Below are 22,077 nucleotides of genomic sequence, written 5' to 3' on the forward strand. Positions count from 1 at the left end.
AAGAATGAACAAAATAAAAGAAACTATAGGGTTTCCTTATGCTTTTTACGATAAGCGTAATGAAAAATAATCGGCAGTATGGTAAAGGATAATAACATACAGATGATCAAACCACCTACAATCATAATGGCTAACGGTTTCTGAATTTCTGATCCCATCCCGTTAGACATGGCTGCCGGCAACAATCCCATCGATCCCATTAAAGCGATCATCACTACCGGACGGATTCTGCTCTGTACTCCCTGGGCAATGGATTCTTTAAGAGACATTCTGTTTTGCAGATTTTCTTTCATCACCCCAATCAGAACGATACCGTCAATGGTAGCTACTCCAAAAAGAATAATAAAACCAATTCCCGCAGAGATTCCGAAAATAGTTCCGGTAAACCAGAGCGATAAAAATCCTCCGATAAATGCAAATGCCAGGGTTATGGAAGAAATCAGCGTATCTTTTACATTTCCAAAATTGAAATACAACAGCATCAGAATAAGAACCAAAGAAATAGGAACAACCATTGCCAGCTGTTTTGCAGCTCTTTCCTTACTTTCAAATTCTCCGGCCCACGTCATTTTATGACTTTTCGGAAGCTTCACTTCTTTTTCAACTTTAGCCTTCGCTTCTTTGATTGTACTTCCCAGATCACGGCCTTCAATGTTAAATCCTACCCCGATATACCGGCTGTTTCCTTCACGGTAAATAAATGACGGCCCAGTATGATAATCAATCGTTGCGATTTCTTTCAGCGGGACTTTTTTATTATCCTGGGTTGGAATCAGGATATCGCCCATTTTTTCCGGAGTATCGCGGTATTGCTTTTCAAATCTCAGCATGACATCAAACATTCTCTCGTTTTCATAGAACTTGGTGGCAGCCTGCCCTCCAATTGTCATTTCGATAACGGCTTGTGCATCTGCTGTAGAAACTCCGTATTTGGCCATCTTGGAATCATGAAGCTGAATTCTGAGTTCCGGAAGCCCAATATTTTTAAAAACATTGACATCTGAAATTCCGGGAACCGTTCTGATGGAGTTGGCCACCTGATTAGCATAATTTTCAAGCTGAAATAAATCATTCCCAAAAATCTTGATCACCAGCGGAGCTTTCACGCCTGCCACATATTCTTCCACATTATCCTGAATCGGCTGACTGAAACCAAAGTTGATTCCAGGATATTTTTCAAGAGAAATTCTCATTTGTTCCAGCAGCTCCTCTTTGGATATTTTTTTCTTCCATTCGTTTTCCCGTTTCAGCTGGATATTAAATTCAATATTAAAGAAACCTGTAGGATCTGTTCCGTCATTCGGGCGCCCGGTCTGGGTCATGATGAATTTTACTTCATCATATTTCATCAAAGCTTCCTTCATCTCTTTGGTAAGTCGTACTGATTCATCCAGATTAACACTGTTGGGAAGGGTAGCACGAACGTAGATGGCTCCTTCATTCAGTTTCGGTAAGAATTCGGAACCGTAATTGGAAAATCTCCATCCGCAAATTGCCAGTAAAGCTACAAATCCAATGATAAATCCTTTTTTGTGACGGTCACTGAACTCATAAATCCTGTAGATATTCACTCTGAAGAATCTTGAAATAAAGTTTTCCTTTTCTTCTATATTTTTCGTCAGCAAAAGCTTACACATTGCCGGAACATACGTCAGACTCAAAATCAATGATCCTAACAATGCATATCCTAATGTAAATGCCAGTGGAGAGAACATTTTTCCTTCTACTTTTTGGAAGGAGAAAATCGGCATCAGAGCCACAATAAGGATCAGTAATGCAAAGAAAATGTAACTGGCCACACTTCCTGCGCTTCTTTTAATGATTCCAAGTTTTGAAATTTTATTAAACCGCCGGAGACCAATTTTCTTAGCTTTATGTTCGAGGGCTACAAAGACATGTTCCACAATAACCAGCGTTCCTTCCAGCAGCAATCCGAAATCCAATGCTCCCATGGAGATAAGGTTAGCCGGAAGTCCCTGAATTCTCAGCATAATAATAGCAAATAGGAAAGCAAGAGGGATCACCGAAGCTACAATAAATGTCGTTCTCCAGTTGTACAGGAATATAAAGACAATAATGGAAACCAGGATCACTCCTTCAATCAGGTTTTTGGAAACAGTATGAACAGTTGTATTCACCAATTCTGTACGGTCAATGATCGGCTCAATCTGAACATCTCCGGGAAGTTCCCCTCCGTTCAGCTGTTCTATTCTTTCTTTCAGTTTTGCAATCACTTCACTCGGGTTTTCGCCACGAAGCATGATCACAATTCCTTCTACCACATCATTCTCTTTGTTGTATCCTACCTGTCCTAACCTTGGTTTGGCAGACACCTTAACTTCAGCAACATGTTTTACCAAAATGGGTGTAGAACCTTTTACCTCAATCTGAATGTTTTCAATATCCTCTTTACTTTCTAAAAGACCGATCCCCCGCACTACATAAGCCTGATCTCCTTTCGATACTACATCTCCACCTACATTAATATTACTTTTCGAGACGGCTTCATACACATCCAGAGGGGAAAGGTCATAATTATGCAGTTCCGTAGGATTGATCTTTATCTCGTAAGTTTTTTCTTCTCCTCCAAAACTCACCACATCAGCCACCCCGGGCACCGCCAATAATTCTCTTTCGATCACCCAGTCCTGGATAGCAGTAACTTCTTTGATAGGCAGCTTACTTTTGATGATGTACCGATAAATTTCTCCCGTAGCTCCGGATGGAGGTTCTATACTATATTCTGCTCCGCCGGGAAGCTGTACATTCCCTAATTTATTGGAAGCATACTGCTGGGCATAAAAGTCGTCAACATGATCATCAAAAATCACGGTAACAACCGATAACCCGAACAAAGAAATAGATCTTACTGATGTTTTATTCGGGATCGCATTCATTTCCTTGGAAATCGGCAGAGTGACGAATTTTTCTATTTCTTCGGCACTTCTTCCCGGCCATTGGGTGATCACTCTTACTCTGGTATTGGTAACATCCGGAAATGCTTCAATCGGGGTATGGATATAGGAATAAATTCCTCCGGCCAGCAGCAGGAAAGTTCCCAAAAGAACAATCAGTGAGTTTTTTAAGGAGAAGGAAACTATATTCTGTACAAATTTTCGCATTATTTCCCGGCTTTGTTTAGTTGATTTTTCAGACTCTCATAAATCAGCAGTCCATTGGATGCGATGATGGTTTCGCCCGGTTTCAGATTTCCTTCCACATAAATATACTGGCTGTTGGATGCGACTTCTGTCACAGGTCTGATTTCCAGCTCACAGTCTTTTTTATACACCACAACATAACTTTGATTATTGTCAAAGATTAAGGCTTTAACAGGAATAGCCAATGCGCTTTTATTTTGTGAATGAATAGGTAAAACTATATCCGCGGACATTCCCGGTCTGAGCTTCATTCCATTATTATCCATGATAATTTTCGCCTTCAGTACTCTTTCATTTTCGTTGAAAACCTGTGAAATCGTATTGATCTTTCCTGAAAAACTTTCATCCGGGTACGCCAACGTTCTCACCACTACCGGCTGATCTACGTATACATTTCTCATATTGGTAGCATACACATTCGCCATTACCCAGACTTTATCCAGATTGGAAATCGTAAAAAGCGGATCTCCGCCAGCGGTAACAGGCATTCCTTTGGAAACATTTTTTGAAATAACATACCCATCAGCAGGAGCTTTAATCTGAATGGTATTTCCTCCCGCCGAATACAGCTGCATATTTTTCTGAGTTTTGGAAATATTGGACTGTAAAATCGCTACTTCCGATCTTGCCTCCTGTAAATCTTTCTGGGAAGCAATATCATCTTTATACATCGCTTCTACAGAGGAAAGTTTTCTTTTGGCAACAGCCAGTTGGGCCTGTAGCGTCTGGGTATCATCCTGCATTTCATTAACAGCCGTACTTTTTATACTGGCCAGCACCTGCCCTTTTTTCACATAATCTCCCAAAGAAAAGTAAGTATCGGTAACCACTCCGTCCACAAGGCTTACAAAAGGAACGGTTTTATCTGAATTGCTTTCCACTTCCCCGGTCAGTGTAATGCTTTCCTCTATAGGACGGATTTCAGCTTTTACAAGTTGAATATCTTTTTTAAGTTCTTTGCTGATGCAGTAGCTTTTGTCTTCCTCTTTATTCTCCTGCTGATCTTTACAACCTGTAAGGGCAACTAAAGCAGATAGATAAAAAATGGCGATATATCTGGTCGTATTCATTCTCATTGGTAAATATTATAAGTCCTGTCCCACAGCATACTGCAGGTTTTCGTAGTATTGATTAAGTTCTTTTTTGGTATCCAGTATGATCATTTTATTGCTGATATAGGTATCCAGAAAGTCCATATATTCCAGCATACTGATATTTCTCAGTCGGAAGTTCTTCTCATGGCTCACTAATAAGCTATCCAGTGTAGATTCATAGGTATCATCAATCTCTTCAGAGACCTGCTGTGTCCGGAGATAATTCCTGAAAACAGAAACAATCTCATTTTCAGATTTCAAAAGATTCTTCTGAGTTTCATTTTTCATTTTCTGAATCTCCAGCCTGGCTTCCTGAATGTTTCCTTTATTTCTGTCGAAGACGGGAAGATCAACAGAAACACCCAGACCTATAAAATCTTTCATGATATTTCCGCCCCGGTCATAGCCAATGGAAACTGCTATATCCGGAGTTTTCATAGCATTCTGGATTTCCAGATTTTTTTCAGCGTGTTTTTCTTTGTTTTTAGAGATCAGAATATCCGGACGGTTTTCTTTTGCTTTTTCCAGCCACTGGGAAAGTTCCAGTTCTGAAAGTTCTTTATCCGGCATGGCAAATGGATCTGAAATGACGAGATAAGAATGGGCAGGCATCATTAATAAGGCCTTCAGTTCCGTCTGCCGGTCTTCAATTTCCTGTCTCAATGAGATCAGCTTTTTCTTGAATTCAATCTCCTGTGCTTTAAGGCGGACATATTCTGCTTTGCTGATGTTTCCTAGATTTAGCTGATTGTTATAGGACTTTGTTAATTTCTCAATAGAAGAAATCTGGCCCTGATAAATCTTCTGCTGTTCCTGATTATACAGGATCTCCGTCATTGTATTTCTTAAAGTCTTTTTAAGCTCACGCAGTACTTCCTGTAATTCATACTTCTCTCCTTCCACTTCTATTTTCTGGAGCTCAATATTTTTCCTTCTCTTTCCTGCAGTCTGAATAACCTGTTCAATTTCCGCTGAGATCTGACTGTTTTTCCCCCAGTTCCCGACAAGGGCAGGCTGTTCTTCAATATCATACGTTCTCCATAAGTTAACTTCACTGATGCTTAATTTTGGATTCGGCCAGTATTTAGCCTGAACAGCACGGGCTTCAGCCTGGGAAATCTCCAGCCTCTGAGCGATAAGATCAAGGTTTTTATCAAGAAAAACAGTTTCGGCTTCCTTTCGGGAAATGCTCACCGTATCGGAGATTTGTGCCGAAAAGAAACTGAAGCAGTGAATATACAATAGGGTAAAAATAATTTTCTTCAAGGGTCTTATTATTTAAGACCACAAAATTATCTGTGTAAGATTAGACCCAATTTCGAATGGAATTAGAATTCGGTTAGTCCAACATTAGAGTTTGATTAGAATGTTCTTTCAATATGATTAATACTCATATTTTTAAGATTCCATAGATTTAAACGGACATTATTTATATTCTCACAAATCGGGCAGATTGAGCAGATTTTTTATTGGAAAAACGCAAAAGACGCAAATATTTAAAGTATTACGCTGTTTTAAGGCGCAAGAAAATCCAGGATTTTCAGCATTTTTTTTAATCCTGTGATCATCTATTTCAAGGATCACAAGAACCAGAGGTTAGTCAGCAGCTTCATCGGATCAACGGAGTTGATTCTACACTTAGCTTCCTAAAATCAATAGTATTAATCATAAAACTTTGCGTTCCAAAAAATATAAAGAATTAATATAAATCAAATCTCCTACGGATCTTAGAATAGGCAGATGTTTTTAGGCATTTGCCGGAAACAAAAGAATAACCCGGGTTCCTACATTTACTTTAGAATCTATTTTCATCTCAATATGATGGTGGTCAAAAATACTTTTAGATAATGATAAACCAATGCCGCTGCCTTTAATATTATCCACATTTTTACCTCTGTAGAAGGTTTCGGTGATTTTAACGAGATCATCCTGCGGAATTCCTCTTCCTTCATCTTTTACTTCAATAACCAGATGATTATTCTCCTCTGATAAAATAATGACAACAGGAGCATGCTGAGAATATTTAACCGCATTTTCCACGATATTATACAAAGCCAGGTACAGCAGGGTTTCATTTCCCGGAATTTCCAACAGAGCAGGCTGGGTAACCTGAAGCTGTATGGTAATGGATGACTGCTTTTCTTTGGCTTTAGACTCCAGTTTTGCATAAATTTTCCAGACAAGCTCATCCATTCTCACCTGTTGATGGGAAGCTTCAAGTTTAGCCATTCCGGACATCAGTAAAAGATTATTGAGGATATTTTCAATCTCATAGACATTATCCAGAGATTCTTTAGCAACTTTTCTGTATTCTTCAGGGCTTCTGTCCTTTTGGGCGAACACTTCAAGGTTTCCGGAAATAGCAGCCAAAGGAGTTTTAAATTCATGGGAAACATAATTGATGAAGTTCTGCTGCAGGAGCATGCTTTCTGAAATCCGGCTTAATAATTTGTTATACGATTTAATCAGCTCTTCTATTTCATCATTGGTATTCGTAGAAGTAATGGCTGCTGAAATATTATTATAATCCACATTACTGATGCGTTCCACAACATTGGAAACCGGTTTATAAACAATTTTTGAAAGATACCTGCTCAGAAAATAAATAGCCAGCAGTCCCAGCACAAGTACGGAAAGCATAATTACAGAAAGCCTGATCATCTGAGACCGGAATGAATCGTCTGAAGATTTCACAAAAACAACAAAATTTCCCTGATTATCCGGATAAAAGATTCCCGAATAAAAGCTGTTGTCAGCCATAAACTGCACGCCTTTATTATTTCTGGCAGTCTGTAAATGCCGGGATTTGATATTCTGATCATTCAGATTATGCCCGAAGGTAACTTCGTTATTATCATTATAAACCGCTACTCTGTTATTCTGAATAAGATGATTATATTCTTTTTTGATCTGTGCGTGTCTGTCTTTCGGCAGCTCATCCTTTTCAAGGTAATAAATCGCAGAAATAAGTGCTGTATTCCTAAGCTTTTCAAAATAAAAGATCTTCGTACTGTCGTAATAGGCAAAAAATATCACCACAAATGTGACAATAGAAACGATGCCGAAAGAAAGGCTTGAAATAAGGGTAAACCGGTTTCTGAGGGTCATTTTCAGTCTTTAATTAAATATCCTGTTCCTTTTACGGTGTGGATAATTTTCTGATCGGTCTCATCAATTTTATTGCGGACATAAGAAATATAAACATCCACTATATTCGTTGCATTATCGAAATCAATTCCCCACACATTATGGAGAATCTGCGTTCTGCTCAGCACTTTGTTTTTATTTTCCATCAGGAATGTAAAGAGCTTATATTCTGTAGGAGACAGTTCAATTTCCTTATCATTCTGGGTTACTTTATGCAGATCTGTATCAATAACAACACTGCCGCATGACAAAAGCTGGTTTTCCTTCTGATAACTCAGTTTATTTCTTCTGGTTAATGCTTTAATTCTTGAAATAAGCTCATCAAAATGAAAAGGTTTGGATAAGTAATCATCAGCACCCAGATCCAGCATTTTAATTTTATCATCCGGACTGTTCAATGCGCTTAACACGAGAATCGGAGTATAATTTCCCTTAAACCGAATCATCTGGGTAAGCTGTATCCCATCCAGCCCGGGAAGCATAATATCCATCAGTATAATGTCAAAATCATAAGTAGTAAGAACTTCTCTTGCTTTTTCCCCGGAATCTGCAAGGGTGATATGGTATCCCGCTTCCGAAAGTCCTTTTATAAGAAAATTACTAATTCTCTGATCATCTTCTACCAATAAAATATTCATGTGTTTCTGAAATTTCCCATAAATATAACCATTCTGGCTTTAGAACAAAAATCAGAAATAAAACCAAACCCATTTTAAAGCTCTGTGCATTCATCTCCAACATCCGCCCTTTTTTCATAATTTTGAAAAATGGAGATGACCTATTTAATTATCGGATGTATTACCGGCGGCCTGCTGGGTGCCTTGATTTTATATTTTGTTTTGAAATCATCATCGGTTTCTAGAACTTCCTATGACGAGCTAAATAATTTATATATTAAAAGCACTGCTGATTTTACTAATGCTCTTCAGAAGATCAAGGAACTGAACGAAGAAAATGCTAAAGAAAAAGAACAGCATCTGCTCAACCAGGATCTGCTGAATGACCTTAAAAATGAATTTGCCAGACTCTCCGCAGAACATACTTCACTAAATACCCAATTTCTGGAACTAAAACAGCTTAACATCAGGCAAACATCTCATATAGAAACATTGGCCATTGAAAAGCAGGACATTTTTGCTAAAAATGCAGAGCTTACAGCCAAAAATGAAGGCCTTCAGCAATTATTGGAAACCCAAAAGGAAGAGATTATAAAAATTCAGGAAGAATCTAAACTACAGTTTGAAAATCTGGCCAATAAGATTTTAGAAGAAAAGACAGAAAAATTTACAACACTTAATCAAAATAACCTAAAAAACATTCTTGAACCTTTTCAGGAAAAAATAGCGGATTTAAAGAACAAAGTTAATGAAGCCTATGAAAAAGAAAATAAAGAACGTTTTTCTCTGGCTGAAAAAGTAAAAGAGCTTGCAGAACTTAACCAGCAGATCTCTGATGATGCCAAAAAATTAACCCGTGCTTTGAAAGGTGAAAGCAAAACCCAAGGGAATTGGGGTGAAATGATTCTGGAAAGTATTCTTGAAAAATCAGGGTTGGTGAAAGGAAGGGAATATTTTCTGGAACATGAGCTGCGCGATGAAGACAATAATGCTCTCTTTTCTGAGTTTTCCGGAAAAAAAATGCGTCCTGATGCTGTTGTAAAATATCCCGACGAAAGAAATGTAATCATTGACTCCAAAGTATCTCTGACCGCTTTCACAGATCTTGTTGACGAGAGTGATCCGGATGTGTACAACATCAAACTGAGCCAGCACCTCGCTTCCATTAAAAACCATATTACGCAGCTGAGCCAGAAAGCTTATGATGATTACGGAAAGTCTCTGGACTTTGTTATGATGTTCATCCCAAGTGAACCTGCTTATATTGCAGCCATGCAGGCCGATCAAAATCTTTGGAACTATGCTTATGAAAAAAGGATCTTATTGCTAAATCCAAGCAATCTGATTACTTCTCTGAAACTTATTGCAGATCTCTGGAAACGTGAATATCAGAACAAAAACTCATTGGAAATTGCTGAACGAGGGGCCAAACTTTATGATAAGTTTGTAGGTTTTGTGGAAAACCTCGAAAAGGTGGGGAGAAACCTCGATCAGGCCAAAAATGTCTATAATGATGCTTACAAGCAGCTTCACACCGGCAATGACAATCTGATCATCCAGACCCAGAAATTGAAATCATTGGGGATTAAAAATAAAAAAGACCTTCCGCCAAGCCTTATTGATAACGGTAATATTGTAGAAACAGATAACCCACAATTATAAAAACCATAATTGAGACTGAAAGATTCTTTTTATAAAGCTAGCCTGCATCAATCATAAATTTTGCATAATTTTGCGGAATGTTGATAGAAAGCTTTCAGAACGATAAAATAAAAAATGTCACTAAACTCTTAGCTGACAACCGTTTCCGTAAAAAATCAAAAGTTTTTGTTGTAGAAGGAAAGCAGGAAAATGAAAGGGCATTAACCTACAGTTTTGAACCTGTAGAGTTTTTCATCTGTGAAAATATCTTTAAAGGAAAACTTCCTGATGCGAAAATTCATTACGTCAGTGAAAAAGTATATGAAAAAATAGCTTACAGAGGAACTTCTGAGGGAATCATAGGAATTTATATGGCGAAAGAAACCCTTTTATCTTCATTTAGTCCGAAAGAAAATGCTACGATTATTATCGTGGAAGGTGTAGAGAAACCGGGAAACCTAGGGGCTATTTTAAGAAGCTGTGAAGCTTTCGGTATTGATGCATTGATTGTAGCAGACGGAAAAACCGATTTTTACAACCCAAATGTCATCAGATCCAGCGTAGGCTGTCTTTTCGGAATGGAAGTTTACCAGGCTGAAAATGAGGAAACTCTTGAATTTCTTAAGAAAAACAGCTTCAATATCTACACTACTCTTATGGATGAAACCGCTGAAGATCTTTATAAAAGAGATTTCACGCAACGTTCTGCTGTATTATTTGGCACTGAACATTCCGGATTAAGTGATTTCTGGATCGGAAAAGGAAAAAACACCCTGATTCCAATGGCAGGAAGCATCGATTCTTTGAACCTGAGCAATGCCGTAGCCATAACGTGTTATGAATCTTTAAGACAGAAGAAAGGATAAATTTCAGAAAGGAAGGAAGATGGATGGTGGAAGAAGTTGTATCAGCCTGAGGAATAAAAACTGGCTGCTTCTTTTAAGAATTTCCCCATAACAATACATCAGGCGTAAAACTTAAAAGAAATTATTTTTTAGCCACACTGTTAAACAAAGATAAATAACAACAAAGCATAAAAAAACCGTCTCACTGGGTGAAACGGTTCTTTTATTATTTAAGCTTAAGCTAAAATTATTTCTTAGCAGCTTCTTTTGTAGCATCTTTAGCAGCATCAGCAGCTCCTTTAGCATCAGCAGCAGCTCCTTTAGCAGCATCAGCAGCTCCTTTAGCATCAGCAGCAGCTCCTTTAGCAGCATCAGCAGCTCCTTTAGCGTCAGCTTTAGCAGCATCAGCACCAGCAGCAGTTGTAGCAGCAGCAGCATCTTTAGTAGCTTCAACACCAGCAGTAGCAGCTGAATCGATTACTTTAGCAGCTGAATCAGTTACGTTAGCAGCTGAATCAGTAGTAGCAGCTGCAGAAGAATCAGTTGTTCCTTCAGTAGCAGTAGCTTCAGTTTTTTTACAAGCAACTAGAGAGATTGCAGCGATAGCAGCTACGAATAATGACTTTTTCATAATAAATTAAATTTAATTTTGTTAATATTGTTTTATAAAATTTTCTTCTGTTCTGTTATTTGAACAAGACAAAGGTATAGCAGATAGAAAAGTTGTTTATGAAAAATAATTGTAATACCTTTGTAAAATAGTTTTACAAAAAAACATAACTGATAATCAACAAATTAATTATTAAACAAAAAATTGACAGATTTAGATCTATTGCATTTTGAACAGCTTAAAAAGGACGTTCAGGCACAATATTTAAAAGAATACACTCCTTCCCATGATGATATTTCAAAATGGAAGGGGATTGACATTATCTATTTCCAGGAAGACCTCCGCAAAAAAGCGAAAGGCAACATCAGTGAGAAGTCATTTTACACTTATTTCAAAAACTCACCTGTAACCAAATTACCGAGAATTGATATGCTCAATTTACTGAGTATTTATGCGGGATATGATTCATGGTACGAGTTCAAAAAACAGCATCTTTTTGCCGGTGAATTGCTTCAGGAAAATGAAGAAACTGAGGAAGAAGAAATCAATGAACTGGAAAAAACAGTTACAAATGCTCCGGAACTTCCAAAAACTGAAATTCAGCCTCAAAAAACAGAAAGCAAACCTCAGGAAAACACTGATTTACAAAAATATAATACTGAAAATCAACCAGTTAATCAAAAAATATCAACAACTGAAAATACTGAAACAGCACCAGCATTACCAAAGAAAAATTTCTTTAAAAAACATGTTTGGGCTATTATCTCTTCAGTTTTAATTACGATTACAGGACTTCTTGGTTTTAAAGATGAAATTTTTTCCAAAACCTATAAATATTGTTTTGTAGATAAGGACAGGGGAACTTCTGCGATCAATACTCTTAATATTATGGTGATGAAAGACAATGAATCTCCCATCCTGTATAAAATAAAACCTAATGAGTGCTTTTATTATTCCACAAAGGATAAAAACCTGAAAATGGTAATCACCTCTCCCCTGTATGAGCCACTTACTGTAACCAGAAGCCTGGAAAATGCTCCGGAAGAAGAGCGTATAGAGCTGAAACCGGATGATTATAAAATGGCGGCTTATTATTTCTCGGTAAAAGATGCCAAAGGAAACCCGGAACTGCTTAAACAGAAAAGAAGCCAGCTGGAAAACCTGATCAGCAATACTGCGGTCATTTATCAGATTTATGATAATAATATTTACGGGATTGAAAGACTTGACAAACAAAAGTATATCACGTTGGTAACCACTCCTACTACTTCTTTAAAAAACCTGAATCTTATAGAAATGATTAAGGATAAAAAAGGAAAAATAATATCTATCAAATTTAAAATTGCATCCACAGATGAAAAAAATAAATAACTTTTTACTTCTAGCAGTACTTATTATTGCATTGGCTGCCTGCAATAACAAAAAAACAGAATCAGTCAGCGATCTTGATAAATTAAGAAACAGCAACAATACTAAAAGCTACCCTGCTGTACAGATAGACAGTATGCAGATCATCAACTCCATTACTCAGCAAAAAGTACAGGAACTTCTTGACCTCTCCACTCTTTATCTGACCGGAAACAGAAATACGGAAATAGACACCGCCATTTACTCCCAGATGGAAAGCTATTTTCACAAGCCGGATTCTTTGACATTTAAAAAACTGTTCAGAGAATTAGATAGTCTGAAAGTAAAATCGATAAAAGTAAATAACCTGAATGTTTATAAAGAGTTTTATAAAAAAGACACCTTAGATTATGCCAGATTCAATGTGGAATATTTCGATGACAAAAAGAAATCATTAGGAACTTTTGAAAAAAATGCCCAGTATATTCTGTTATTAACTCCGTCTAAAATGCAGAAAGAGTTTAAATTCTATTTCCTGGATTTCTACTCTGCCCCGCTGAAGAAAGACAGTACTTCTTCAGGCGTCACCAAATAGTCTAAAGGGATATCATTTTCCCAGATATCATCCACATATTCGTCGGGGTTAAAGTAATTGACCCCGATTTTTTTTGCATTGTGCGAAATATTTTGAAAAAGGCTGTCATAAAATCCCTTTCCGTACCCAATTCTGTTTCCATTAGGATCACAATACAGTAAAGGCGTAACCACAAAATCAAAATTAGTTTCTCCCGAATCTTCATTAGAAACAGGCTCTGAAATTCCCCAGTTATTGGTTTCAAAGGCTGAATCTTCAAAAATCTCAATAGCAATAAGTTTATCTTCAACAATTTTAGGCACATAAACCCTGATATTTTGTTCAAAAAAATAAGTAATGAAGATTTGTGTATTAATCTCATTAAACTTCTCAATAGGAATGAAAATATGTATTTTCTGACCGTCCTTCGGATTGAAATAATCTAAAAATCTGCTGAATATATTTTCTGATAACACGAAAGCCTCATCGGAAGACAAGGCTTTTCTTTTTTGCATGTATTTTTTTCTTAGTTCAGATTTTTGCATAATGACATCAAATAATCATTCATTAATCACGGACCAATATCTTATTACCGTCTATATCTTTGAACCAAAGAAATAATTCCGGACATAATGAGGGTCTTTAGGATAAAATCTTATATAATTTATCAGACAGACGAACTCTGAACGGAAGTTCAAAAGTGATCTGATCTCCTGGTTTCGCAGTCTTACAAGGTCCTCCCTGCACATACATTTCTGTAATGACAATTTCCTGTTCACCAGTCGTTGGTCCTGAAATCAATACTTTATCCCCTACTGAAAGTTCACTGTTTTCAAGTAAAAACTGGGCGATTTTTGATTTTGAATAATAGTGTTCTGCCTTGCCGATTAAAGTTTTTTTAACAGCAATTTTCTGGCGGATATTCTTTGTTTCAGCTTTTGCCAGAGGTTTTGTTGGTAAGTCTCCAGAATTTTTAAACTTCAAAGCATCTGATTTCCCTTTTCTGAACACTTTATTCCCAACCTGCAGTCCTTTTCTTAATTTCAGCTGCTCTTCTAAAGGCAGATGTATGGTTTCTAAACATTCTGTAGAACAGCAGTTTTCCATGGCTGCTTTACATTCATCACATTGGATAAATAATAAATGGCAGGCATCATTGGCACAATTGGTATGATTATCACAAGGCTTACCACATTGGTGGCACTGTGAAATAATATCGTCTGTAATCCTTTCTCCTAACCGGTGGTCAAATACAAAATTCTTTCCGATGAATTTACTTTTTATACCTTCTTCTTTAATCTGGCGGGTATACTCGATAATTCCGCCTTCCAGCTGATATACATTTTTAAAGCCCTGATGTTTGAAGTAGGCACTGGCTTTTTCACAACGGATCCCGCCTGTACAGTACATCAATAGGTTTTTATCTTCTTTATAATCCTGTAACTGATCATTGATGATTGGTAAGCTTTCTCTGAAATTTTCAACATCGGGAGTAATAGCGCCTTCAAAATGACCTACCTCGCTTTCGTAATGATTTCTGAAATCTACTACAATCGTATTAGGATCTTCAAGCAGATCATTGAACTCCTTTGCTTTTAAGTGAATTCCTTTATTGGTAACATCAAAAGTATCGTCATTCAAACCGTCTGCAACAATTTTGTTCCGAACTTTTATCGTTAATTTTAAAAAAGAGTAATTGTCCTGATCAACGGCTACATTCAGACGAATTCCTTTCATAAAATCATAAAATTCCAGCGTATTGCGAAAAGCCTCAAACTGATCCGCGGGAACACTCATCTGAGCATTAATTCCTTCGTGAGCAACATAAATACGGCCGAGTGCATCAAGGGCATTCCAGGCTATAAATAATTCGTCGCGAAATTTTTTTGGGTCTTCAATTTTGGCATACGCATAGAAAGACAAAGTAAGACGGTCTTTACCGGCTTCATCAATAAGTTGAGCTCTTTCTTCTGCGCTTAAGGTGTTATACAGTTGCATGCTATAAACGTTTTAAGTGAGAAAAATATTTTTGCAAAGATAATCATTTTCCGGTAAAGTAATGATGGAGGAACAAGCAGCCTTTTACAGAGGATCATTTTGTCATTATATTTTTACATCGTACCTTGTACAGGACATATCGTCCACTTTATCTTTAATAAATTTTTAAGTTTTGTTAATTGGAGCGGCTGCAATTATGACATAATATATAAAATCACACAATAGCCGTTAAATTTTAGTTAAAATTGAAACACTTAGCATTAATTGCATACTTATTTAGCATTAAATTTGCTTACAATAAAACAGAAATTAATACATAAAAAAAGAAAGATATACAATGAAGAGTACTTTAAAAAAACTATTACCATTTGCAGTAGTGGGAGTTGTCTCTGGAGCTACTACCGTTGGGACAATACAATATTTTGGACAGCATAATAACAACGGCGACCAGTCCTTTTTCACAACAGCAGCACCTACTGCATCATTTGTAGGAATGAATACGGGAGCTGTGGGTGATGATTTTGTAAAAGCAGCCAAGACTACGGTTCCGGCTGTGGTAACGATCAAAAATTATCAGAGCAGAACGAGCAGCAGAGCTTCTGAGCAGGACCTGTTTGATTTCTTCTTCGGAGATCCTTTTGGAGGTGGAGGTAGAGGCCAGCAGAAACAAAGGCAGCAGCAGGCTCCGGACAATATGCCTTCAGGAATGGGTTCAGGGGTGATTATTTCTCCCGACGGATACATCATTTCGAACAATCACGTTGTAGCAGGTGCCAATAAACTGGAAGTTGTATTAAGCAACAAAAAATCATACATCGCCACACTTGTAGGGACAGACCCTAATACAGATATTTCTTTACTAAAAATTGAAGAAAAAGGACTTCCTTATCTTAATTTTGCCAATTCAGACAATATTGAGGTAGGACAATGGGTACTTGCTGTAGGAAACCCGCTTGGGCTTAACTCTACCGTGACTGCAGGGATTGTTTCAGCAAAAGGAAGAGGAATCGGAATTCTGGGAAGCCAGGGGAAAGCAGCCAATCCTATTGAAAGCTTTATTCAAACTGATGCCGCAATCAACCCGGGTAACTCAGGAGGAGCTTTGGTAAATGTAGCTGGAGACCTTATCGGGATCAACTCTGCCATTCAGTCTACAACAGGGTATTATCAGGGATATGGATTTGCAGTTCCAGCTAATCTGGCAAGAAAGATTGTTGAGGACATCAAGAAATTCGGAATTGTACAGAGAGGATTCTTAGGCGTTTCATCATTAGACCTATCGAATGATCAGCAAGTTGCGGCTTATAACAAGCAAAATAAAACCACTCTGAAGGTAGGATCCGGAATATATGTTTTAGGATTTGGGGAGAATAGCGGAGCAGAAGATGCCGGTCTGAAAAAAGGAGATATCATTACTAAAATAGACACTTATGCCATCACAGATTTTGCAGATCTTTCAATGTCAATCGGAAGCAAGCGTCCTGGTGATAAAGTTGTGGTAACATATTCAAGAAATGGTAAAGAAGCTACGACCAGTGTTACTCTAAGAGACCAGAAAGGAGGAACTTCCACCAGAACAAAAGCAGACCTTAGCGTAACTGAAAAGATTGGTGCTGAGTTTGATCCGCTTACCGAAAGATTTAAAACAGAATACGGACTGAACAGCGGTGTAGTTGCCAAAGCTGTAGCAGAAGGCGGTGAAATGGCCAAAATAGGTATCGTAGATAATTATATCATCATAGAGATCAACGGAAAACCGGTCAATTCACAAAAGGATATAGAAAAAATCCTGGATAAGTATCAGGGGAATGTACAGGTGAAATTTGTAGACGACTATGGAAGAATCTATACCAAAGGATTCAAAATGCCTTAATCAATACAGACAATAGTCTTTTCATATTAATAAAAAAAACGCTGCAGTTGATGCAGCGTTTTTTTATTTGTTTTTGTTCATTTTCTCAGCGATTCTTTTCTTTTTATTCCGCTCATAAATTACTTCTACAATTTTTCCCCCTACCCATGAGAACGGGAAAAACGTAAGGAAAATAGAGATCTTATAAAAGGTAGGATGATAAGGAAATATGATAACATCCAGCATAGCGATGAAAAGCATAATAAAGCCGATAAGGATGGCATATGCTACCTTAGCATACTTCACAATGAGTGCTGTAGCCACACCTCCAATGGTAGTTCCCAATCCTGAAATAAAAAGCAGGAACCCAAAGAAGGCATTATCATCCTTCATACTGTAAAGAAAACGCTGCCAGTGCTCAAACGGAGCAAAAGCATCGAAAGTGATCCATTGCGGAAACGCTCTTATACCAAGAGTAATAATAAGCCCAGCTATACCAAGGCCTACGAGCACCGCAATTGTATTTCTTATAAAATTCATTAATCCTGATGTGCAATCATAGAAATTTCAATATCAACGTTCTTAGGCAGACATGATACCTGTACCGTTTCACGTGCAGGGTAGCTGTCTGCATCCAGATATGATGCATAAATATCATTCATTACAGCAAAATCATCCATACTCTTTAAGAAGATAGTAGCCTTTACAACGTTTTTAAAAGTCATTCCGGCTTCCGTAAGGATCGCTTCAAGATTTTTCATTACCTGATGCGTTTCTTTTTCAATTCCTTCCACCAATTTACCAGTTGCAGGATCTACAGGAATCTGTCCGGAGATATACAATACTCCGTTGGCCATATTAGCTTGTGAATAAGGTCCGATAGCTGCAGGCGCGTTCACTGTGTTGATTATTTGTTTCATTTAGAATTTATTTTTATTAGAATTTTATCTGGATGCAAATATAAAATTTATATTTTCAAATGCCAATCCGATCTTAGAAAGGGGCATTAGGCTGCGTGAAGCTTCTGTCTTTGTACTTCAGTGCATCGCTTAAGATATTGGCTTTGATTCCGATAAAGAAATCATATACTTTATACTGTCCGAAAGGAACCCAGTTGAAATTAATTGTAAAACTTCGCTGGTCTCTTGAAAATCCAATCCTTGTATAGGCCAATTCTTTGGATACAAGATCGTAGTGTGTACTTCCGTTGATATTCCAGTAAGGAGTAAGCTTGATACTTCCGTCAAGTCCTATGGAAGCGATTTTATTTCCTAATCTTGAAGTCCCTTTTGAATAAGCATAATTGGCGTTAACATTCAAAGTCCACGCCTGATCAAAATGAGCGTAATTATCATCATCAAAATAATAATTCTCATTTCTTACTTCTCCTTTTGAGGCATACTTTTTAGCATAATCTGTCTTTTCGCCGAACAGCTCGCTGCTTAGAGGATACGACATCTGAACATTGAAGCCCTGTACACTGAAATGTCCAAAATCTTCTGTTCTGACCCCAACATTTTCTCCCGGAGCAAAAGCAATTCTATACGGCTCTAAAGCAAGACTTGTATTAACGCTAAGTTTGTTGTTAAAGAAAGAAGACTGTCCGCTGAATGTAAATACAGACCATGGGTGTGTTTTCGCTGCAAAGTTATAGCTTCCGGAGAAATTCAAAGATTCAAAGATCTTAACCTTTTTTACTCCCGTAGAATCTTTTTTAGACCTTACTTTCATCTCGACGTTGTTCCCGATACTCAATCCCAGAGCTCCCTGCATTCCGCTTGGAGGCGTTCCTACAATTCCTTTTTCGAAGATGGAATATGGGGTAAGAGCTCCCTGCGCATTGTAAAAGTTTTTATAATATCCAAAGTTCGGACTTCCGAAATCCGGAGAGTAAGTAAACCCGATACTTGGTGTCATCATATGTCTTATCGCCTGTATAGCAGATCCTTTTTTAAACTTCATTCCACCATACAATGTTGTCTGAAGACTGGCTGTTGTAGAGAAAGTGGAATACCCTGCAACATTCTTCTGTATTTCGTCTACTTCAACATTTTTTACAGGGTCATAATATTTGTTCAGGGTTTTTGTCGTTAATGCGTTATCAATATTCGCACTTAAACTGAATGTAAAATATTTTGCCAGGGTTGTATTGGTTCCTAACGCAATATTATTTTTAAGTCCTGTCTGCATTTTATCCCACATCGCTTTAGTGAAAAGCTCATTTTCCTGAGTGTTGACAAAATTAGTCAGGTTAAAGCCTGTATTTACGGTAATATTTTCAAGAAGTCCCTGTCTTACTCCTGTTTTAGATTTAAATAAGTAAAACTGGTTAATAGCCACGTTCATCTGAGGAAGACGAAGGTCTGACAGTCCCGTTGCAAAATTCTGGGCATAAGAAGCTGTTCCCGTAATGGTCATAGGCAGTTTCAGGAATCTCTTGGTAAGGGTTACCGTTGAGTTCTGCTGTGTATTCAGCACGTTCTGGTTGAAAATATAGTTATTGTTCAGCGGATTATTATAAAACTTGGTACTTACAATATCCACAGAAGCACTGAATGTAAGGAATGGATTGGCTTTTGTATCCTGTGAATGATTCCAGGTAATTCTATAGGTACTGTTTTTGGTATAATCATCCAGTCCCTTAATTCCTCTGATCATTGTTCCAACATCTGCCGTAAAACTTCCGGAATACCGGTATTTTTTCAGATAATTCATTTGTGGACGTATATTCCAGCTTCCTTTGGTATAGATATCTGCGAGTACTTTAAGGTCAAAATGTTCCCCAATCGGCTGGTAGTATCCAAGTCCGTTAAGAAAGAATCCTACATCTTCCCTTTCCCCAAAACTCGGAATCAGGATTCCGGCAGCTCTTTTTGCTGAAAACGGAAGAACGGCAAACGGCAGGATTAAAGGTGTTGGAACCTTTTCTATATACATCTGGATAGGACCGGTAACGATCTGAGATTTTTCTTTGGATTTGATCAGCTTAATATTGGAAGCCCTCATAAAATAATCCGATACCGTATCTTTTTTCTTGATATAATAATCATCGGTTGTATAATCTGCATTCCTCATAGCGAACACAGAATCGTTATATTTTTTAGTCTTCTGTGCGGTAATTACCCCTTCGCTTTCTTCAGTTCTGGCATTGTAGGCAATAGCCTGTCTGGTTTTAGTATTATAACTGAATTCGTTGGTCTCATATTTTTTTCCGCCCTGCATGGTTATTACAGGTTCGATGATTTTCCCTAATGAATCCAGTTTTCCGCGGGCATAGATCACATTTTTATTATCATCAATAGAAATATAATCTGCATCAATCTGCATATCCTGGTATTTCACCTGGGCTTTTCTGTTCAGAAATGTCATTTTTTTAGGAACATCTCTTCTCTGGTCATCGGCTTTTGTACGAAGAACATCTTCTAAAGCTTCTTTCTTTACAACTATGGTATCCTTTTTGGAAATAGTATCATTAACCGCATTTTTAGGCAACTTTTCAGACGTTTTCTGTGCTAAAAAATTGTTAAAAATTAGGATAATTAAAATTTGTAATATATTTTTGAGGACGGTTTTGGCCAATTTTATTCTATATAATTAAGGCTCAAAATTAATATAATTTTTAAAACTGTAAGATGCACAAACAAAATTTTAAAATAATTTTATCATTTCTCCTTATCCTTACCAGCACTTTTATTTTTTCGCAAAAGAAATTTATCATCGTTTTAGATGCCGGACACGGGGGAGGTGATCATGGAGCTACCAGGAATTATTCTGATATAGGATTGGTAATGGAGAAGGATGTTACTTTAGGCATTGTTCTTAAACTGGGAGCCATGCTTGAAAAAAACAGAGATTTCAAAGTAATATATACCCGTAAGATTGATGAATACCCATCATTAACGGACAGAACCAATATTGCCAACAGAAACAAAGCTGATTTATTTATCTCTGTGCATGTTAATTCTTCACCAAGCAAATCGGCTACAGCAAAAGGAACGGAAACCTTTGTTCAGGGGCCTGCACAAAATAAAGAAAACTTGGAAGTAGCGAAGCAGGAAAACAATGTAATCTACCTTGATGAAAGGGATAAGGAAACCTTTGCCTCTTATGATGCCTCTTCTCCGGAATCGTTAATTGCTCTTAAAATTCAGCAAAGTAAATATCTGGAAAACAGTTTGACTATTGGAAGCTTTATTGAAACCAATTTCGCGGCAAGCGGACGTTTTTCAAGGGGGGTAAAGCAGGAAAATCTTCACATCTTAAGAAGAAGTGCCATGCCGTCTGTATTAATCGAGACAGGATTTGTTAACAATTATGATGATGCCCAATATCTGAATTCTGACAAAGGAAAAGACGAAGTTGCAGAAAACATCTACAATGCGGTTATTAATTATAAAAAAGCTCTCGATAGAAAATCAGGAGGACCTGTTGTTACCAAAAAACCAGAACCTGAAAGACCCGCAGAGTCTCCATTGAAAAATGACTTCAGAATATTACTGATGAGCTCTCCAACTAAATACAACGACGGAGATCCGGCTTTAAAGGGACTGAACTATATTCTTCCTCTTAAAGAAAACGGACAATATAAATACTATTACGGAGTAACCAATATGGCTTCTGTAAAAGACATCAACCTCAGAACAGCCAAAGATGCAGGCTTCCGAAATGCTTTTGCAGTAGGATTTATGCCGAACCAGAAACTTCTTACAGGCTATTATACAATAGAAGTCTATACCGGCGAAAAACTGAACGGAAATTCATTTATCCTTCAGACGCTTAAAGATGTCGAAAGGAATAAAGATAACGGTATATTCTACTATACTTACGGAAAAGTATACACTCTGGAAGATGCTGTAAAACTTCAGAAAGACCTTGATGCAAAAGGAATAAAGAATACGGTGATACAAAAGGTGTATAAGTAATATAATCTCTTTTTCAAATGAAAATATAACAAAGCGGCTATAAAGTATGGCCGCTTTGCTATTGCCCCCCATTCTTTAATGTAAATATTAAAATTATGTAACCTCAGGGATAAGAATTGTTGAATTTATAGAACTCGGAAGCTGGAAGAGGGAAGTTTTGAAACTCATCAATAATAGATTGCCATCTTTTTTAGCTAATTTGATTTCAGGTTATTTAAAGTTATTTTCTCCGGATTAAAGATCTTTTAATTCAAAATTCTTTATAAATT

General features: G+C 37.3%; 17 protein-coding genes. 6 read left to right on the top strand and 11 right to left on the bottom strand.

The features are described 5' to 3' along the window. Positions 1-23: 23 nt before the first annotated feature. The 5 genes from J2Y40_RS18150 to J2Y40_RS18170 all read right to left on the bottom strand — a co-directional run bounded on the left by J2Y40_RS18150 (position 24) and on the right by J2Y40_RS18170 (position 8,040). Positions 24-3,122 (bottom strand): CusA/CzcA family heavy metal efflux RND transporter, encoded by a 3,099-nt coding sequence (locus J2Y40_RS18150; protein WP_310000583.1) that lies wholly within the window; start codon positions 3,120-3,122, stop codon positions 24-26. Then, positions 3,122-4,237: an efflux RND transporter periplasmic adaptor subunit gene (locus J2Y40_RS18155; RefSeq protein WP_310000585.1), complete on the bottom strand. Its 1,116-nt coding sequence runs from the start codon at positions 4,235-4,237 to the stop codon at positions 3,122-3,124. The genes J2Y40_RS18150 and J2Y40_RS18155 overlap by 1 nt, the downstream gene beginning before the upstream one ends. A 9-nt stretch (positions 4,238-4,246) precedes the next feature. Further along, the gene (locus tag J2Y40_RS18160; RefSeq protein WP_310000588.1) at positions 4,247-5,521 is read right to left on the bottom strand and encodes a TolC family protein; all 1,275 of its coding nucleotides are present in this window, start codon (positions 5,519-5,521) and stop codon (positions 4,247-4,249) included. A 480-nt stretch (positions 5,522-6,001) separates the two neighbouring features. Continuing rightward, positions 6,002-7,363, bottom strand: coding sequence for a sensor histidine kinase KdpD (locus tag J2Y40_RS18165; RefSeq protein WP_153397591.1), 1,362 nt, complete (start codon positions 7,361-7,363; stop codon positions 6,002-6,004). A 2-nt stretch (positions 7,364-7,365) separates the two neighbouring features. Continuing rightward, positions 7,366-8,040: a response regulator transcription factor gene (locus J2Y40_RS18170; RefSeq protein WP_153397589.1), complete on the bottom strand. Its 675-nt coding sequence runs from the start codon at positions 8,038-8,040 to the stop codon at positions 7,366-7,368. Positions 8,041-8,175: 135 nt separating this feature from the next. Here J2Y40_RS18170 and rmuC point away from each other — a divergent pair, with 135 nt between their 5' ends. Both rmuC and J2Y40_RS18180 read left to right on the top strand, forming a co-directional pair. Then, positions 8,176-9,681 carry a DNA recombination protein RmuC gene (gene rmuC, locus J2Y40_RS18175; protein ID WP_310000591.1) on the top strand — a complete coding sequence of 502 codons (1,506 nt, stop codon included), beginning with the start codon at positions 8,176-8,178 and terminating at the stop codon, positions 9,679-9,681. 77 nt (positions 9,682-9,758) lie between these two features. Beyond that, positions 9,759-10,526 carry an RNA methyltransferase gene (locus J2Y40_RS18180; RefSeq protein ID WP_153397585.1) on the top strand — a complete coding sequence of 256 codons (768 nt, stop codon included), beginning with the start codon at positions 9,759-9,761 and terminating at the stop codon, positions 10,524-10,526. 226 nt (positions 10,527-10,752) lie between these two features. Here the strand turns inward: J2Y40_RS18180 and J2Y40_RS18185 are convergent, their stop codons facing one another. Beyond that, positions 10,753-11,136, bottom strand: a complete 384-nt coding sequence (locus tag J2Y40_RS18185) for a hypothetical protein (protein WP_310000593.1) — start codon at positions 11,134-11,136, stop codon at positions 10,753-10,755. A 183-nt stretch (positions 11,137-11,319) separates the two neighbouring features. Here J2Y40_RS18185 and J2Y40_RS18190 point away from each other — a divergent pair, with 183 nt between their 5' ends. Beyond that, a complete protein-coding gene (locus tag J2Y40_RS18190) occupies positions 11,320-12,486 on the top strand; it encodes a hypothetical protein (protein WP_310000595.1) in 1,167 nt (388 codons plus the stop codon). Further along, entirely contained in the window at positions 12,470-13,057 is a 588-nt protein-coding gene (locus J2Y40_RS18195) for a hypothetical protein (RefSeq protein ID WP_153397579.1), read from the top strand. The genes J2Y40_RS18190 and J2Y40_RS18195 overlap by 17 nt, the downstream gene beginning before the upstream one ends. Here J2Y40_RS18195 and J2Y40_RS18200 read toward each other — a convergent pair. Both J2Y40_RS18200 and J2Y40_RS18205 read right to left on the bottom strand, forming a co-directional pair. Continuing rightward, positions 13,006-13,551, bottom strand: a complete 546-nt coding sequence (locus tag J2Y40_RS18200) for a 5-formyltetrahydrofolate cyclo-ligase (protein ID WP_310000600.1) — start codon at positions 13,549-13,551, stop codon at positions 13,006-13,008. The two genes, J2Y40_RS18195 and J2Y40_RS18200, sit on opposite strands and share 52 nt — an antisense overlap. Before the next feature lie 127 nt (positions 13,552-13,678). Next, a complete protein-coding gene (locus J2Y40_RS18205; protein WP_310000603.1) occupies positions 13,679-15,034 on the bottom strand; it encodes a rhodanese-related sulfurtransferase in 1,356 nt (451 codons plus the stop codon). A gap of 337 nt (positions 15,035-15,371) precedes the next feature. Here J2Y40_RS18205 and J2Y40_RS18210 point away from each other — a divergent pair, with 337 nt between their 5' ends. Continuing rightward, positions 15,372-16,907, top strand: a complete 1,536-nt coding sequence (locus J2Y40_RS18210) for a trypsin-like peptidase domain-containing protein (protein WP_153397573.1) — start codon at positions 15,372-15,374, stop codon at positions 16,905-16,907. A gap of 63 nt (positions 16,908-16,970) precedes the next feature. On the opposite strand, the gene J2Y40_RS18215 is transcribed toward J2Y40_RS18210, so the two are convergent. The 3 genes from J2Y40_RS18215 to J2Y40_RS18225 form a co-directional block, all read right to left on the bottom strand. Beyond that, complete coding sequence (locus tag J2Y40_RS18215; protein WP_310000605.1) at positions 16,971-17,426, bottom strand: hypothetical protein; 456 nt, start codon at positions 17,424-17,426, stop codon at positions 16,971-16,973. Then, positions 17,426-17,806, bottom strand: coding sequence for a RidA family protein (locus tag J2Y40_RS18220; RefSeq protein ID WP_062700765.1), 381 nt, complete (start codon positions 17,804-17,806; stop codon positions 17,426-17,428). Before J2Y40_RS18220 ends, J2Y40_RS18215 begins: the two co-directional genes overlap by 1 nt. A 73-nt stretch (positions 17,807-17,879) precedes the next feature. Continuing rightward, positions 17,880-20,465 (bottom strand): putative LPS assembly protein LptD, encoded by a 2,586-nt coding sequence (locus J2Y40_RS18225; protein ID WP_153397569.1) that lies wholly within the window; start codon positions 20,463-20,465, stop codon positions 17,880-17,882. Between the two features lie 53 nt (positions 20,466-20,518). Here J2Y40_RS18225 and J2Y40_RS18230 point away from each other — a divergent pair, with 53 nt between their 5' ends. Beyond that, entirely contained in the window at positions 20,519-21,808 is a 1,290-nt protein-coding gene (locus tag J2Y40_RS18230; protein WP_153397567.1) for an N-acetylmuramoyl-L-alanine amidase, read from the top strand. Positions 21,809-22,077 lie beyond the last annotated feature (269 nt).

The sequence above is a fragment of the Chryseobacterium sp. 2987 genome (genome assembly GCF_031456375.1).
GTDB lineage: Bacteria > Bacteroidota > Bacteroidia > Flavobacteriales > Weeksellaceae > Chryseobacterium > Chryseobacterium vaccae.